This is a genomic window from Streptomyces sp. NPDC044044, assembly GCF_056434405.1.
In genome coordinates, this window is sequence record NZ_JBWKFG010000001.1 from 829,473 (window position 1) to 843,749 (window position 14,277).

The following is a 14,277-nucleotide window of genomic DNA, read 5'->3' on the forward strand; positions in this document are numbered from 1 at the left end:
CTTCTCTCCGTCGCGTTCCGGGGCTCAGAAGTAGCTGGGGTGACGGCGGCCGGTCCGTCCTCGGAAGGCCCACCAGCTCCATGTCTGGTACGCGAGGATCACAGGGATCACCAGGACCCCGAACGCGCTGAGGATCTTCAACGTGGCGCCGTCGGTGACGGCGTGGTCGACGGTCAGCCCCGCACCCGCCGAGCTGATCAGGAGGTAGGGGTAGTGGCCGGCTCCCACGAGCAGCACGGGCAGCGCCGCGGTGCAGCAAGTGGCCGCGAAGGCGAGGACGTTGTGCCCGTGGGAGAAGTGCCACCAGGCGCTGGCGAGTGCCGCCGCGAACAGGGCGGCGATGACCACCGAGGTGGCGCGGTTCGTCATCGAGGCGCCCGCTCCGAAGAGCGTGAGGAGCAGGGCGAGGGTGCCCACGGCGGCGGCCCCACGCAGCAAAGAGGCACCCAAGTGGCTTGCTGTGGAGGCGAGGTCGGGTCCCGAGCGCAGTGCGACGAAGGCCGCTCCGTGCGCCGCGAAGAGCAGCGCGGTCGTGATGCCGCAGGCCAGTGTGAACGGCGAGAACACGTCGCCGAATCCGACGTGGAAGCTCCCGTCGGCCCGGCGGGGCACGCCGTGGAGCAACAGGCCCACGACAAGTCCCCAGCACACGGCGGGCAGTGCCCCGCCGAACACGATCAGGACGTCCCACCGTCGTCGCCCGCGCGGACTGTGGGCGCGGCGGCGCAGTTGGATCGCGGCGTTGCCGAGGACCAGGCCGACGAGGATCGCCACGATCAGGGGGTACAGGCCGGACAGGAGGGTGCCTTCCAGGTGCGGGAAGGCGCCGAACAGGACGCCCGCGAAGGCGACCAGCCAGACCTCGTTGCCCAGGAAGAAGGGTGCGATGGCATCGAGCGCGGCGCTCCGGTCACCCGGATCGCTCCGGTCACCTCGGTCGCCGAGGAAGGGGTGCAGCATCTGTACGCCGTAGTCGTAGCCGCCGAGCACAAAGTACCCGGCGAGGAGCAGGCCGAGGAGGGCCAGCCAGGCGGTCTCCAGACTCATCTCGCTCAACTTTCCGTTGTGGCAGGGGAGGTGCGGCAGGGGAGCTCATGCCGGTAGCCGGTGCGGTGTTCGTGTGTGCCGGTCGTCGACCCGCGTCAGAAGGCCGGAACCGGCAGCTTCTCCTCGGCGTCGCCCCCTGGCCCCTCGGGCAGGTCGTCGGGGAGCGGCTCGGTGGAGCCGAGCTGGGTGGCGTCCGGGCCGCGGAGGGCGAAGCGGGTGATGAGCGTCCAGTTCGTCACCGCCAGGGCGATGAAGATGGCGATGAACACGGTGCAGGACACGGCCAGCGCGGCCGTACTGACGTGGGAGAGCGCGTCCTCGACCGTCAACTCGCCGTACACGAGCCAGGGTTGGCGCCCGACCTCACGCACGACCCAGCCGCCCACGGAGGCGATGAAGGGGAACGGCACCGTCACCACCAGCACCCACAGCACCGGGCGCCAGCGCATCAGCCGGTTCTTCCACAGCAGGATGACGGCGATGAGCGTAATGGTGGAGACGGTGTTGCCGATGATCGTCATCACGTCCATGGAGATCCGCATCGTGTCCTGCCAGGGCACGTAGTCGCCGGGCCCGTGCTGCTCGACGAGCTGTGCCTGCGCCTCGGCGACGCCGCTGTTCTCCAGGACCGCGTCCTTCATGGGCTGGGTCCGCTCGATCACGGGCCGCTGCATCTCGCCGACGATGACGACGAAGAAGGAGGTGACCATGGCGACCCACAGCCCCAGGCGCATGGAGCCGCGGAAGAGTTCGGTCTCCGTGGTGCGCCGGAGGAAGTGGCAGGCGCTGACCCCGGCGATGAAGACACCGCCCGTCGTCAGCGCGGCCAGTGCGATGTGGAGGAGGGCGACCAGCGCGCTGGAGTTGGTGAGCAGCGCCCCGAAGTCGGTCAAGTAGGCGGCGCCGTCGCGCACTTCGTAGCCCACGGGATGCTGCATGAAGCCGTTGGCGACCATGATCCAGTACCCGGAGGCGTACGCGGTCAGGGCGACCAGCCAGATGAGCGTGACGTGCACGCCCCTGCGCATGCGCCCCCATCCGAAGATCCACATGCCGAGGAAGGTGGACTCGGCGAAGAAGGCGATGAGTGTCTCGAGTGCCAGTGGGGCGCCGAAGACGTTGCCCGCGAACTTGCTCAGGCCGCTCCAGCTGAGGCCGAACTGGAACTCCATGACGAGGCCGGTGACGATGCCGACCGCGTAGTTGATGACGTAGAGCTGGCCCCAGAAGCGGGTCATGCGCTCCCGGACGGCTCTCTTGGCGGGATCTCGGGTGTACGCGGCCCGGGTGTGCATGATCGCCACGAGGGGGACGAGCCCCATGGTGAGAATCACGAACAGCCAGTGGATGCCGGTCGTGGCCGCGAACTGGAGTCGGGCCAGATCCGCAGCGCTCATGGGGGGACCTTCCTACGGGACGGGTGGCCGGTCGTGCGGCCGGCCGGATGCGCGATGCCGCCGCGAGGCGCCCCGTCGGCCGATTGCCGGAGCGGGGCCTTCGCGCGGCCTTCGCAGGACCTTCGCGGGCCTTCAAGGGGCCCTGCTGAAGACCGTAGGGAGGATCGCTTATGCATTCCAAGACCTGTTTTGCCATGTGAAGATGACCCAGAAGGCATAAGTGAAGGTGGACCATGGATCTTCTGCAGTTGCGCTACTTCCAGGCCGTCGCCCGTTACGAGCACATCAGCCGCGCCGCGCAGGAACTGCGCGTCGCCCAGCCCTCACTCAGCCGCACCATCGCGCGCCTGGAGTCGGAACTCGGCTCCCCGCTCTTCGACCGGCAGGGCCGCCGCATCCGGCTCAATCCGTACGGCGCGATGTTCCTGCGGCATGTCGAGCGCGCCCTGAGCGAGCTCGACGACGGCCGCAGGGCCGTGCGTGAGGCCCGTGACACCGGCCTCGGCCGCGTCAGCGTGGCCTCCGAGACACTTCTGACGGTCACTCATTTGCTGGGCAGTTTCCGGGCCGATCACCCCCGGGCCGATGTGCGCCTCTTCCAGTCGACCGCGCAGGAGATGGACCGTCGGCTGCGCACCAGAGAGGTCGACTTCTGTGTGGCGTCACAGCCGCTGACCGGCGCGAACCTCGAGTCGGTCGAGCTCGCGCGCGAGGATGTGCTGCTCGCGGTGCCGCCGGGGCACTGGCTCGACGGGCGGGAGAGCGTGACGATCCCCGAGATCGCCGACGAACCCTTCGTCACCACGCGCACGGGCCACTGGCAACGCGCCCTCCTGGACCGGCTGTTCGCGGCCGAGGGGCTCACGCCGCTGCTTTCCTGCGAGGGCGACGAGCCGGGCGCAAGCCAGGACATGATCAGCGCGGGACTCGGCATCGGTCTCATCCCGGCGATGTCCCGCGAGGCCGGAACGGAGACACGCGTCCCGGTGGCCTGGGTCGAGGTGGAAGCGCCCGACTGCGAACGGGTGCTGACCCTGGTGTGGAGCCGCGACAGCTACCTGTCCGAAGCCGCCCTGAAGTTCCGGGAGTTCATCACCGGCACCCCCTTCATGACTCACCGCCTGCGCCTGCCCGACGCGCGCCGCGAGGGGGACGAGGCGGTCGCCACATGACCGGCCGCCACAGCACTCCCGGCGCGCGCAAGGGGGCAGTCGGCCCGTGAGGCTCAGCCGATGGGCTGGGGCAGGGGCGCCACCTCGTAGGCGAGCCGGATCGTGTTGCCGGTGACGGGGTCGCCAAGCTCCACGCGCCAGCCGTCGGCGAACTGATCCACGCCGTCGGCCATGGGGATGGTGCCCGAGATCAGGACGGTGCCGGGTGTCAGGGCGCCGCGTTCGCGCAGTACGCCAGCCCAGTAGCCGGGGGTGAGCAGCTCGGCGAGCGTGCCGTCCTGGATCTCGGCCTCCCCGTCGTCGTGGGTGACCCAGGCGCGCAGGGTCAGCTCGTCGATGCGCGACTCGACGTCGGCCAGAAGCCAGGCCTGCCGGGCCAGGACGTCCGGTGCCGCGTTCTTGCTCCAGGCCACGCCGTGGACCTCGAGGTCGCGGTCGGTGTGGTCGCAGGCGGCCGTGAGGAGCAGCTCGCCGCCGTCCGCGACGACCAGTGCCCATTCGGCCTCGCCCGATGTGCGGGCGTGCGGGGCGGCGACCCGGTCGGTCTGCTGGGCCAGGTAGGGGGAGACGGGGTAGAGCGCCGGGGTCACCGACGGCGCGGGCACCCCGAGCTGGGCGAGCTCGGCGACGTGCGCGGCGACGTCGGCCTGCTCGCGTCCGGCGTATCCGGCGTTGAGCACCTGCACGACGTCGACAGCGCGGGTGGAGCCGTCTGGGAGTTCGAAGGTCAGCACGGTCATGGGGCACTCCAGAAATGAGGGCGGGTCTCGAGTCTCGACACGGTTAACTTCCGGCGAGGGGGTTGCGCATACGACCTGTATACAAGAAGTATGCCGGAAGGTCGATGTCCAGGTCGATGTCCCTCGACGCAAGGATCGGGAAGCATGCAGCACACCCCACAGGGCCCACCGGCGGTCTCGCCGGACCGCTCCGGCATCCGCCGGGCCTTCTTCGCCAGCCTCACCGGGACCGCTCTGGAGTGGTACGACTTCGCGGTCTACTCCGCCGCCGCGGCACTCGTCTTCGGTGATCTCTTCTTCCCCTCGGAGGACCCCCTCACCGGCACCCTCCTGGCGTTCTCCACCTATGCCGTCGGCTACGTCTCGCGCCCGCTCGGCGGGTTCGTCTTCGGGCGCCTGGGTGACGTGATCGGCCGCAAGAAGGTCCTCATCGCCACCCTGGTCCTCATCGGCGCGGCCACGTTCCTGATCGGTGTCCTGCCCACGCACGCCACCGCGGGCGCCATCGCCCCCATCGCCCTGGTCGTGCTGCGGTTCGCGCAGGGTGTCGGGGTCGGCGGCGAATGGGGCGGCGCGGTCCTGCTGTCCAGCGAGTTCGGCGACCCCCGCCGCCGTGGCTTCTACGCCTCGGCCGCACAGGTCGGACCGCCCGCAGGGAACCTCCTGGCCAACGGCGTGCTGGCAGCCCTGGGCGTACTGCTCACCGAGGAGCAGTTCCTCTCCTGGGGCTGGCGCGTGGCCTTCCTGCTCTCGGGCGTCCTGGTCGCCTTCGGGCTGTGGATCAGGGCGAAGCTGGAGGAGACCCCGGTCTTCAAGGCCATGGAAGCCGAGGAATCCCGGCCCGAGGCACCCATCCGCGAGGTCTTCACCACCCAGCCCCGCGCCCTGTGCGCCGCGATCCTCAGCCGGGTCGCGCCCGATGTGCTCTACGCGATGTTCACCGTGTTCGTCCTCACCTACGCCACCGACGAACTGGGCATGAGCCGCGGCTCCGCCCTGACGGCCGTCCTGCTCGGCTCCTTCCTGCAGATCTTCCTCATCCCGCTGGCCGGCGCCCTGTCCGACCGGGTCAACCGCCGTCTGCTGTACGGCTGTTCCGCCCTCGCCGCGGGGGCGTGGCCCTTCGTGTTCTTCCTCGTGGTCGACGGCAGCAGCTGGATCCTGCTGGTGTGCGGCGTCGTGGTGGCCCTGGCCATCCACTCCTTCATGTACGGCCCGCAAGCGGCCTTCGTCGCCGAGCAGTTCTCGCCCCGCCTGCGCTACACCGGCTCCTCGCTCGCCTACACTCTGGCGGGCCTCATCGGCGGAGCGGTCGCCCCGCTGCTGTTCACCGCCCTGCTCAGCTCGTACGACAGCTGGGTCCCCCTGGCGCTCTACCTCGCCGCCGCGGCAGCCGTGACCCTCATCGGCCTCTGCCTGGGCAGGGACTCCGCCCACGCCGAGAAGGAGGACGCGCTGCTCGCGGGCGTCGGCGCAGGCGCAGGCGACGGCGCGACGGAGGCGGCCGTGCCCGCCACCCGAGTGCCGTGACCGGCGGCACCGCCCTCCTGGCTTCCACCTCACCTCACCCACCCGTCCCGACGCCGAAAGGCGGTCCACCGTGCGCATCGCACTGAGCCAGCTCACCACCGGCCCCGAGCCCAGCAAGAACCTCGCCCTCATCGAGGAATGGACCGCACGCGCGGCGGACGCGGGCGCGGACATCGTCGTGTTCCCCGAGGCATCGATGGCCTGCTTCGGCACGCCCCTGGCGCCGCTCGCCGAACCCCTGGACGGCCCCTGGGCCACCGGGGTCCGCGCCATCGCGGAGGCGGCGGGCATCACGGTCGTGGCGGGCATGTTCACCCCCGCGCCGGGTGGCCGGGTGGCCAACACCCTGCTGGCCACGGGCCGCGGCGTCGAAGCGACGTACGACAAGATCCATCTCTACGACGCGTTCGGCTACGCGGAGTCCGACACCGTGGCCGCCGGATCGCGGGTCGTCACGATCGACGTGGACGGCGTCCGCCTGGGCCTGGCCACGTGCTACGACGTGCGCTTCCCGGAGCTGTTCCGGGCCCATGCCGACGCGGGGGCCGTCGCGACCCTGCTGGCAGCCTCCTGGGGCGCGGGACCCGGCAAGCTCGATCAGTGGGAGCTGCTGGTGCGGGCCCGGGCCCTGGACGCCACGCTGTGGGTCGCGGCCGTCGGCCAGGCAGATCCGGCCGCCGGGGGAGTCGAGGCGCGGGGCACGGCACCCACCGGAGTGGGGCACAGCATGCTCGTCGGCCCGGACGGGACCGTGCGCCACCGCCTGGGAGCCGGGCCGGAGCTCACGGTGACCGAGGTGGACACCGACGAGGTCGAGGCCGTCCGCAAGAAGATCCCGGTGCTGGCCAACCGCCGCCTGGGGGAGCAGATCTGACCGACCGGTCCCGCAACTCCCTCTCCTCGTCGGGCCGGAGGGCTCCCGTCAGAGCCCTCCGGCCCGACGGCATGCCGAGGAACCCGGCAACTCCACGCACCTACCCGGCCAGCAACACCTTCAGCGTCGACTCCAGATGGCTGTCGATCGCGGCGCACGCGGCCTGCGCGTCACCGGCCGCGAGCGCGTCCACGATCGCCTGGTGCTCGTCGAGCACCGCTTCCTGACGGCCCTGCTGGTTGTACAGGGCCACGACACCGGCACGCACCTGACGGCTGCGCAGCCCCTCGTAATGCCGGTCGAGCAGGGCGTTGCCCACGGCCGACACGAGTGTCGAGTGGAACAGGTGGTCCACGTCGATGAACTCCTTGGCCTGGTCGGGACCGCCCAGCACGCGCTGGCGCTGCAGGAATTCCCCCAGCTCCCGCACCGGAGCCTGGCCCGTGCCGATGACGTGCTGCGCCGCGTACCGCTCGACGATCCCGCGCAGCTGCATCAGCTCGGTGATCTCGCGCCCCGACAGGGGCGCGACGCGCGCACCGCGCTTGGGCACCAACTCGACGAGATCCTCGGCGGCCAGGAGGAGCAGCGCCTCGCGGATCGGGGTGCGCGAGACACCGATCCGATCGGCGATGTCCTGCTCGGAGAGGTACTCACCCTGCATCGCCGGGTCCGTCAGCACCGTGTCCTTGAGATACGCGTACGCCTTCTCCCGACCGGACGCCACCACTACCCCCAGAGATCGCATACACCTTGTATACGGAAGTTACCACGTGGTCCCGGGCACCGCGGGGCCTTGCGGCTACGCATCTGACCGGTAGCGAACCTCCTCGAACGGCCAGTCGGCTGTCAGCCAGGTCGCCACTGCTCGGTGCAGTGGCGCGTCCAGATCACCGTGGTCCGCACTCACCCACGAGCGGACATCCGTCACGTGCTCGTCCGAGTGCGACGGGTAGATGTAGACGCAGCCGATCACCTTCCCGGCGTCGTCGAGGACCGTGTAGGTGAAACCGGTCCGTCTCTCGAAGTCGTCGGCATGGCTGTGCAGATCACCGAGGTTGTCGGCCGGGCTCATTCCCGCCGGAGGCGGCCAGCTCCGCTCCTGGAAGCCGGGGGTGGCACGGATGTGCTCGATGCTCGACATCCAGGCGGCATGATCGGCGTCGTTGTGCTGCGGGCCGAGAGGCTCCAGGCGGAAACCATCGGCAGCAAGACTCAGGGGAACGGCGAAGTCGCCGGGGACGAAAGGCTTCTCAGGCATACGGGGAGGCTATCGAGCGTCGGGTTCGCTGCCCAGGACGTACAGCTCCGGCAGGTTCACCACGACCGCCTCCTGCGTGCTGCGGGCGATGACCACGACGGCCTCGTCGTCGGGGCTCGGGTTCTCCTCGCGGTGCGGGACGTACGGAGGGACGAAGATGTAGTCGCCCGGAGCCGTGCGGATACGGATCTCCTCGGGCGTTCCGCCGGAGTCGTCCAGGAAGACGAACTCCGGGTGTCCCTTGATGACATGGATAGCTGTCTCGGACTCCCCGTGGTGGTGGTTGGAGGACGCGGTGTCCGGGGCGACGTGGGTCTGGCCCATCCAGATGCGCTCCGAACCGACACTCCCGCCGCTGATCGCGGCGAAGCGCCGCATGCCGCCCGTCTGCGCGGTGTCGCCGTCGAGGGCATCGGCGCGGATGTGGTGAAGGCGGGCGCCCAGGGGCGGTGAACCGGCGCCCTGGCCGGGAAGGTCCGGGTGGAACGCGTCGTGATGTGCGCCGGCGGCCGACTCGTCGTCGGAAGGCGTGGGCGCGGTGTTCGGGGCCATGGGAATCCTGATCGTCGGGGCGGGCCGTGACGGCCGGGCGAATGGACGTCAAGGTGTGTGCTCTCCTGAAGTATCCGCAGTGGGCGCGCACGCGATGTGCCGGGCCGCAGCGGCGATGACTGTTCCGCTGGGCCCGGCACATGGTGTGGCCGCTCGTCGTCAGGCGGCCTGATCCGGTCCGTCGGCGCGACATGAGGACGGGCCGGACATCAAGGGTGCGCCGGGGCGCGGGGGCGCGGGGGCGCGGGGGAGCGAGGGAGCAGATCAGGCGCCGAGTGCGTCGATCAGGGCCTTGGTGACGTACTCGGTGGAAGCGGTGCCCGCGACGTCACGGGTGAGGACACCGACCGCGGTGGTGGCCTCGATCGCCCTGTGCAGGCGGGCCGCCTCGTCGGCCAGACCGAAGTGCTCCAGCATCAGCGCCGCGCTGCCGACCGCCCCGATCGGATTGGCCAGCCCCTGCCCGGCGATGTCGGGAGCCGAGCCGTGCACAGGCTCGAACATGCTCGGGAAGCGGCGCTCGGGGTTGAGGTTGGCGCTGGCCGCGAGGCCCAGGCTGCCCGCCAGGGCACTGCCGAGATCGGAGAGGATGTCGGCGTTGAGGTTGGAGGCGACGACGACGGAGAGCTCCTCCGGGCGCAGGACGAACTTCGCGGCCATGGCGTCGACCAGGACGCTCTCGGTCTCCACGTCCGGGTAGTCGGCGGCGACCCGCTTGAACACGTCGTCCCACAGCACCATGCCGTACTGCTGGGCGTTGCTCTTGGTGACGGACGAGACCTTGCGGTGCGTACGGGTGCGGGCCAGGTCGAAGGCGTACCGCATGATCCGCTCGCAGCCCACCTCGGTGAACAGGGCCGACTGGAGGGCGACTTCGCCGCCCGGCCCGCGGCCGGAGAGATTGCGCCCGCCCAGGCCCGCGTACTCGCCCTCACTGTTCTCGCGGACGACGACCCAGTCCAGGTCGGTGTCGTCCGCCTTGCGCAGCGGGCTCGTGATGCCGGGCAGGAAGTGCACCGGGCGGACGTTGGCCCACTGGTCGAAGCTCTGGCAGATCTTCAGGCGCAGGCCCCACAGGCTGACGTGGTCCGGGACGCTGGGCCAGCCGACGGCGCCGAAGTAGATCGCGTCGAAGTCCTTGAGCCGGTCGAGGCCGTCGTCGTCCATCATCTTCCCGGTTCGCTCGTAGTAGCCGCAGCCCCAGGGGAACTCCTGCCACTCGAAGGCGAACGCGCCCTGCGAGTCGGCCGCGAGGGCGTCGAGGACGGCGCGGCCCGCGGCGACGACCTCGGTACCGACACCGTCGGCGGGGATGGCGGCGATGCGGAAGGTGCGGGGTGCGGTCACAGGAGCCTCCGGTCATGTGGGTCCCCGGCTCGGAGCGAGGCGGGGACCGACGAGTGGATCGACGTCTTCGATCGATGCACTTGAGTCAACCCAGTGGGGCCGTGCCCCGTTCAAGACGAGGTTCCGATACAACCCATAGGCCCGACCGATCAGTTCGCCCGGTCGCCGTCGCCGTCGCCGTCGCGGTCCCGTTCCCGGCCATGGCGGTCAGGGCGCGGGAACCTGCTTGTGCCGCGCGTACGAGCGGGTCAGCTCCAGGAAGGCGCGGGCGCCCGGGGTGAGATGGGCGGGCAGGCTGATCATCGCGACGTGCAAGTGCGCGGTCGGCTCGATCGCGGCGACCGACGCACCGCAGCGGCGGGCGAGCCGCGTCCAGGAAGCGGGCAGGACCGCGATGCCCACCCCGGCCAGGACCAGGGGCAGGACGGAGGTGCGGTGGTCGACGACCGCGACGATGTCGGTGCCGTCCGTCTGCGCGGTGATGTCGTCGACGATGGAGCGCATCAGGCTGCCGCCCCGGGCGGCGATCAGCTTGCGCCCGCCGAGGTCATCGGGGCGCAGGGTGGCCCCGTCCGGCACGTCACCGCCGGGACCGGCCACCACGACGAACGGCTGCTCCTCCAGGGGCAGCACATCGACACCGGAGAGCGCCACGGGCTTGAGTCATGGCCGGCGATGTCCCGGTCACCGGGGGGGGTGGAGGCCTGCCGTCGCGGCAGGGGGCCATGCCGCTCAGCTGGTGGTGGGAACGGCGTACGGGGTGACTTCGCAGTGATCGACCGAGTCGACAAGGCCTTCGCCGCCGATCTCGATCCGGGCGGTCGTCCTGCCCTTCCCGGGCACCTTGACCTCTTCGCTCTCCTCGATGATCGTGATGCCGTCGGCGTCGAGGAAGGTGACCGACACCCAGAAGCGGCCCGTCTTCTCATTGCCGTTCGTGACCTTGACCGTCGCGTACGGAGCCGCCTTGGTCGCACAGCTCACCAACGTGGCCTTTGCGTCCTCCGTTCGCTCGCCGCCCGGGGAGCTGGAGGAGGTGGAGTCGTTGGTCGGCCGCCGGTTGTAGCTGCCGCCGCTGGTGCTGCTTCCGTCGCCGCTGCTGCCGTACGCATCGTCATCGTCATCGTCGTAACTCGAACCCGATGTCGTCGACCCCGATGACCCGCTGCTGCCGGAGCTGGTCGACGACGAACTGTCGTGGTTCTGGCTCGAACTGCTGCAGCCGCCTCCGCCACCGCTGCTGTGGCGGCTGCCACCGCCGTGGCCCCGGCCTGTCGTGAAGCCGGTCAGGGCGAGCGCCGATAGCACCAGCGTTGCTGTGACCTTGAGTGTGCGCCCCCGATTTCTCATTGGATCATCCTATCCACCGCTGCTGGCGCGGCGGGCCGGGCGGTGTGCTGCCGGTGGGGTGCCAACTCCGGGCGCAGCGGCTGTGGTTCAGGGAGTCCGCCGGGTGGGGGCGCCGCGCGTCCCCCCGGCCCGTCGGACCGCCGGATCAGACGCTGACAACTGATCGCCATCGCGTAAATGAAATCCATGGTCAACGGCACGTCGGCGCTGTACCTGCCGACGGGCGGCTCCTCCAGTGGCGGGTGGAAAGAAGCGTGCATACAACGGGAGACACGTACACGCGTGGGACGAGGACGTCCCGCTGAAATGGAGAAGTGAAAATGGCCGCTGAGTCATTCTCTGCCGTGGGGGAAACTTCCGGGACCGGCGAACCTCTGGTTGCGACGTCGGTTCACTGGGGCACCGCGCAGCTCGGCGCCCCGACGCGGGACCAGCCCGCCCCGTGGCCGCAGGAAGTCGACCACGACACCGACGGCGTTCCCGCGGAACCGACCGCGTACGACGCCGATGGTGGCCGCTCGGAACAAGCACCGCCCGACACCGACGACGGAGCCCCGGAAGTGGCGCCGTCCGACACCGAGGACGACGCGGTGGAAGAGCTCATACGCGTCGCCGTGGTGTCCCGGCCCCTGGACGACGTCGTCGACCTCGTCACCCTCCTGGAGCAGTCACCTGACGGTGTGCCGACCGCGGCCTCGGTGCTGCGTCTGGCGGCCGTGGCCCGCTCCGTCGACGACGTCACCCGGCTGGTGGAACTGCTGGGCCCGCCGGAACACCCCGCCGAGCACATGGACGAGGCCATCCGGCACGCCGCCGAGGAACGGCCCATTCCGGAGGTGAGCCGTCTCGTCCACCTGCTGTCCCGCCCTCCGCACGATCCGCACAGCGGCGCCGAGGCGGTGCACGCCGCGGGGACGACCAGGTCTGTCGAGGACCTGATGCAGCTGATCGGCAGCCTGAGGGAACAGAAGGGCGCCGACGCCACGAAGACCGAAGCTCCGGACAGCACTCAGGACAGAACTCGGAGCAGCACTCAGAGCAGCCTTCGGGACGACATCGAGGCCAAGGCCCCGGAAGCGCCGGCCGCGAGGTCCGCCGAGAAGGCCGCCCGCCCCGCACCCGTCCCGGCAGCCGCAGCCACGCCCGCACAGGGCGCGACTCCTCTGGTCTGGCTGCGTCGCGTGGCAGGCGTACTTCTTCTGCTCTGCGCGGCGGCTCACTTCCCGGTGAACTGGTCGGACGCGTCCGCCCTCGGCCTCTCCGTCGCGCTCGGCGTCTCCGTCATCTGCGCTCTGGCGGGTGTGGCGCTGTTCCTGAGCGGGTCACCGGTCGTGGCCGTGTCGAGCACCTTGGTGGCCGGTGCGCTGGCCGTCAGTCACCTCGTGGATGACCGGGTCGACTCCAAGACGCTCGCCTACGTGCTGCGGCCCGACGGGGTGACAGCTCCCCTCCCGGCCCTGTCCGCCGTGGTGGCCGCGCTGGCCGCACTGCTGGTCGTGGCGTTCACGGTCGCCGGCCTCAGGGCCGCGGCCAACCGCGACCCCGCCGCGCGTAGTTAGGCGTAGACGAAGAGACGCTCGCGCCCATCGACGATGACATCGCCGATGGGCGCGAGCGCGTGTCCGTCAGCCGTCGGAGCCGTTCGCCGCGTCGAGCCACGTACCGATGCTCGGAAGAGCCTCGGGCCCGCTGTCCTGCTCGACCGAGCCGACCAGGTCCGCGATGGAGACCGCCTGCAGCGATGCGCGCCAGGCGGCATCGGCCGCGCTCATCGCGCGGGCGATGGGGCACTGCTTGGTGCAGTCCTGCGGTGGTGTGCCGAAAGGGCCGCGCTGGCGGATCTCCGTGCAGGTGAAGGCCGGGCTCGCCCCGTCGACGGCCAGTACGACGTCCAGGACCGCGATGTCGGCGGCCGCCCTGGTCAGGACGTATCCGCCGGTCTTGCCCTGGATGGACTTCACGAGGTCGGCCCGGGACAGGGCCTGCATCTGTTTGGCCAGATAGCTGGGCGAGACGTCGTGCAGCTGCGCCAGTCGCGCGGCCGGGACCGGCTCGGTTGCCGCGGTCAGCACCACACAGCAGTGCAGTGCCCACTCCACGCCGCCGGACAGTTTCATGCGTCCTCCCAGTTGACTCGGACACAGGCTATCCGAGTATTATCTCGGACATTAGATATCCGAGTTTGTGACTGCAATGAGACTCGGTTCACAGAAGGGCACGGTCATGAACATCACGGTCATCGGCGGCACCGGACTCATTGGTTCCCAGCTCGTCTCCCGGCTCCGTGAGGCAGGCCACGAGGTGGTCGCCTCATCCCTGTCGACCGGCGTCGACCTGCTCACCGGCGCGGGCCTCGACCAGGCGCTGAAGGGCGCGGACACGGTCGTCAACGTGTCGAACTCGCCCACGTTCGACGAAGCGTCCACGGACTTCTTCCGCACGACCATGGAGCAGCTGCTCGCCGCGGGGGAGCGCGCCGGCGTCCGCCATCAGGTCATCCTCTCCATCGTCGGAGTCGACCAGGTGCCGCAGCTGGACTACTACCGCGCGAAGACGCTCCAGGAGGACCTGCTGCGGCAGGGACCCACCCCGTACTCGATCGTGCGCGCCACCCAGTTCTTCGAGTTCATGGACGCGGTCATGTCCTGGACCGCCGACGAAGAGACCGTCCGGCTGCCCGCCACGCGCCTCCAGCCCGTTTCGACGGCCGACGTGGTCCAGGCACTCGCCGACGTCGCCACCGCCCCGCCGCTCAACGGCACGCTCGACGTGGCAGGCCCCGATGTCTTCCCGCTCGACGATCTCGGCCGCCTCACGCTGTCGGCCCGCAAGGACCCCCGCGGTGTCGTCACCGACGAGAAGGCGGGCATGTTCGCCGCCGTCGAAGGCGACGTTCTTGTCGCGGGCCCCGACGCGCGCGTGGCCGCCACCCGCTACGAGGACTGGCTCGGCACCACTCGCTAGCCGACGCGACCTCGGCCATCTCCCGCTCCCCGCCACGAGCCGT

Annotated in this window: 15 protein-coding genes; 5 read left to right on the forward strand and 10 right to left on the reverse strand. The window is 70.3% G+C overall.

Annotated features, from left to right (window positions below):
- Positions 1-24: 24 nt before the first annotated feature.
- On the reverse strand, positions 25-1,047 hold the full coding sequence (gene cydB, locus AC07AG_RS04020; RefSeq protein WP_478751563.1) for a cytochrome d ubiquinol oxidase subunit II: 1,023 nt from the start codon (positions 1,045-1,047) through the stop codon (positions 25-27).
- Positions 1,048-1,142: 95 nt separating this feature from the next.
- Positions 1,143-2,444, reverse strand: a complete 1,302-nt coding sequence (locus tag AC07AG_RS04025; protein WP_478751565.1) for a cytochrome ubiquinol oxidase subunit I — start codon at positions 2,442-2,444, stop codon at positions 1,143-1,145.
- Between the two features lie 233 nt (positions 2,445-2,677).
- Here AC07AG_RS04025 and AC07AG_RS04030 point away from each other — a divergent pair, with 233 nt between their 5' ends.
- Entirely contained in the window at positions 2,678-3,616 is a 939-nt protein-coding gene (locus tag AC07AG_RS04030) for a LysR family transcriptional regulator (protein WP_478751567.1), read from the forward strand.
- Positions 3,617-3,669: 53 nt separating this feature from the next.
- Here the strand turns inward: AC07AG_RS04030 and AC07AG_RS04035 are convergent, their stop codons facing one another.
- Positions 3,670-4,356: a DUF2848 domain-containing protein gene (locus tag AC07AG_RS04035; RefSeq protein WP_478751569.1), complete on the reverse strand. Its 687-nt coding sequence runs from the start codon at positions 4,354-4,356 to the stop codon at positions 3,670-3,672.
- Between the two features lie 144 nt (positions 4,357-4,500).
- Here AC07AG_RS04035 and AC07AG_RS04040 point away from each other — a divergent pair, with 144 nt between their 5' ends.
- Positions 4,501-5,886 (forward strand): MFS transporter, encoded by a 1,386-nt coding sequence (locus AC07AG_RS04040; protein ID WP_478751571.1) that lies wholly within the window; start codon positions 4,501-4,503, stop codon positions 5,884-5,886.
- A 70-nt stretch (positions 5,887-5,956) separates the two neighbouring features.
- A complete protein-coding gene (locus tag AC07AG_RS04045) occupies positions 5,957-6,760 on the forward strand; it encodes a carbon-nitrogen hydrolase family protein (RefSeq protein WP_478751573.1) in 804 nt (267 codons plus the stop codon).
- A gap of 100 nt (positions 6,761-6,860) precedes the next feature.
- Here AC07AG_RS04045 and AC07AG_RS04050 read toward each other — a convergent pair whose 3' ends face one another.
- From AC07AG_RS04050 to AC07AG_RS04075, 6 genes are all read right to left on the reverse strand, one after another.
- Complete coding sequence (locus AC07AG_RS04050) at positions 6,861-7,508, reverse strand: GntR family transcriptional regulator (RefSeq protein ID WP_478751575.1); 648 nt, start codon at positions 7,506-7,508, stop codon at positions 6,861-6,863.
- A 54-nt stretch (positions 7,509-7,562) separates the two neighbouring features.
- The gene (locus tag AC07AG_RS04055; protein ID WP_478751577.1) at positions 7,563-8,021 is read right to left on the reverse strand and encodes a GNAT family N-acetyltransferase; all 459 of its coding nucleotides are present in this window, start codon (positions 8,019-8,021) and stop codon (positions 7,563-7,565) included.
- A 9-nt stretch (positions 8,022-8,030) separates the two neighbouring features.
- Entirely contained in the window at positions 8,031-8,573 is a 543-nt protein-coding gene (locus AC07AG_RS04060; protein WP_478751579.1) for a cupin domain-containing protein, read from the reverse strand.
- 264 nt (positions 8,574-8,837) lie between these two features.
- Positions 8,838-9,920, reverse strand: coding sequence for a tartrate dehydrogenase (locus tag AC07AG_RS04065; protein WP_478751581.1), 1,083 nt, complete (start codon positions 9,918-9,920; stop codon positions 8,838-8,840).
- Between the two features lie 207 nt (positions 9,921-10,127).
- Positions 10,128-10,574 carry a LysR family transcriptional regulator substrate-binding protein gene (locus tag AC07AG_RS04070; protein WP_478751583.1) on the reverse strand — a complete coding sequence of 149 codons (447 nt, stop codon included), beginning with the start codon at positions 10,572-10,574 and terminating at the stop codon, positions 10,128-10,130.
- A 78-nt stretch (positions 10,575-10,652) separates the two neighbouring features.
- The gene (locus tag AC07AG_RS04075) at positions 10,653-11,270 is read right to left on the reverse strand and encodes a hypothetical protein (RefSeq protein WP_478751585.1); all 618 of its coding nucleotides are present in this window, start codon (positions 11,268-11,270) and stop codon (positions 10,653-10,655) included.
- A 320-nt stretch (positions 11,271-11,590) separates the two neighbouring features.
- Here AC07AG_RS04075 and AC07AG_RS04080 point away from each other — a divergent pair, with 320 nt between their 5' ends.
- Positions 11,591-12,829: a hypothetical protein gene (locus tag AC07AG_RS04080; protein ID WP_478751587.1), complete on the forward strand. Its 1,239-nt coding sequence runs from the start codon at positions 11,591-11,593 to the stop codon at positions 12,827-12,829.
- Positions 12,830-12,895: 66 nt separating this feature from the next.
- On the opposite strand, the gene AC07AG_RS04085 is transcribed toward AC07AG_RS04080, so the two are convergent.
- Positions 12,896-13,387: an RrF2 family transcriptional regulator gene (locus tag AC07AG_RS04085; RefSeq protein ID WP_478751588.1), complete on the reverse strand. Its 492-nt coding sequence runs from the start codon at positions 13,385-13,387 to the stop codon at positions 12,896-12,898.
- A 106-nt stretch (positions 13,388-13,493) separates the two neighbouring features.
- Between AC07AG_RS04085 and AC07AG_RS04090 the strand changes: the two genes are divergently transcribed.
- On the forward strand, positions 13,494-14,234 hold the full coding sequence (locus AC07AG_RS04090; protein WP_478751590.1) for an SDR family oxidoreductase: 741 nt from the start codon (positions 13,494-13,496) through the stop codon (positions 14,232-14,234).
- Positions 14,235-14,277: the final 43 nt, after the last annotated feature.

Coding starts and splice junctions, on each gene's coding strand:
- cydB (WP_478751563.1), bottom strand. CDS start 1,047: ATGAGTCTGGAGACCGCCTGGCTGGCCCTCCTCGGCCTGCTCCTCGCC.
- AC07AG_RS04025 (WP_478751565.1), bottom strand. CDS start 2,444: ATGAGCGCTGCGGATCTGGCCCGACTCCAGTTCGCGGCCACGACCGGC.
- AC07AG_RS04030 (WP_478751567.1), top strand. CDS start 2,678: ATGGATCTTCTGCAGTTGCGCTACTTCCAGGCCGTCGCCCGTTACGAG.
- AC07AG_RS04035 (WP_478751569.1), bottom strand. CDS start 4,356: ATGACCGTGCTGACCTTCGAACTCCCAGACGGCTCCACCCGCGCTGTC.
- AC07AG_RS04040 (WP_478751571.1), top strand. CDS start 4,501: ATGCAGCACACCCCACAGGGCCCACCGGCGGTCTCGCCGGACCGCTCC.
- AC07AG_RS04050 (WP_478751575.1), bottom strand. CDS start 7,508: ATGCGATCTCTGGGGGTAGTGGTGGCGTCCGGTCGGGAGAAGGCGTAC.
- AC07AG_RS04055 (WP_478751577.1), bottom strand. CDS start 8,021: ATGCCTGAGAAGCCTTTCGTCCCCGGCGACTTCGCCGTTCCCCTGAGT.
- AC07AG_RS04060 (WP_478751579.1), bottom strand. CDS start 8,573: ATGGCCCCGAACACCGCGCCCACGCCTTCCGACGACGAGTCGGCCGCC.
- AC07AG_RS04075 (WP_478751585.1), bottom strand. CDS start 11,270: ATGAGAAATCGGGGGCGCACACTCAAGGTCACAGCAACGCTGGTGCTA.
- AC07AG_RS04080 (WP_478751587.1), top strand. CDS start 11,591: ATGGCCGCTGAGTCATTCTCTGCCGTGGGGGAAACTTCCGGGACCGGC.
- AC07AG_RS04085 (WP_478751588.1), bottom strand. CDS start 13,387: ATGAAACTGTCCGGCGGCGTGGAGTGGGCACTGCACTGCTGTGTGGTG.
- AC07AG_RS04090 (WP_478751590.1), top strand. CDS start 13,494: ATGAACATCACGGTCATCGGCGGCACCGGACTCATTGGTTCCCAGCTC.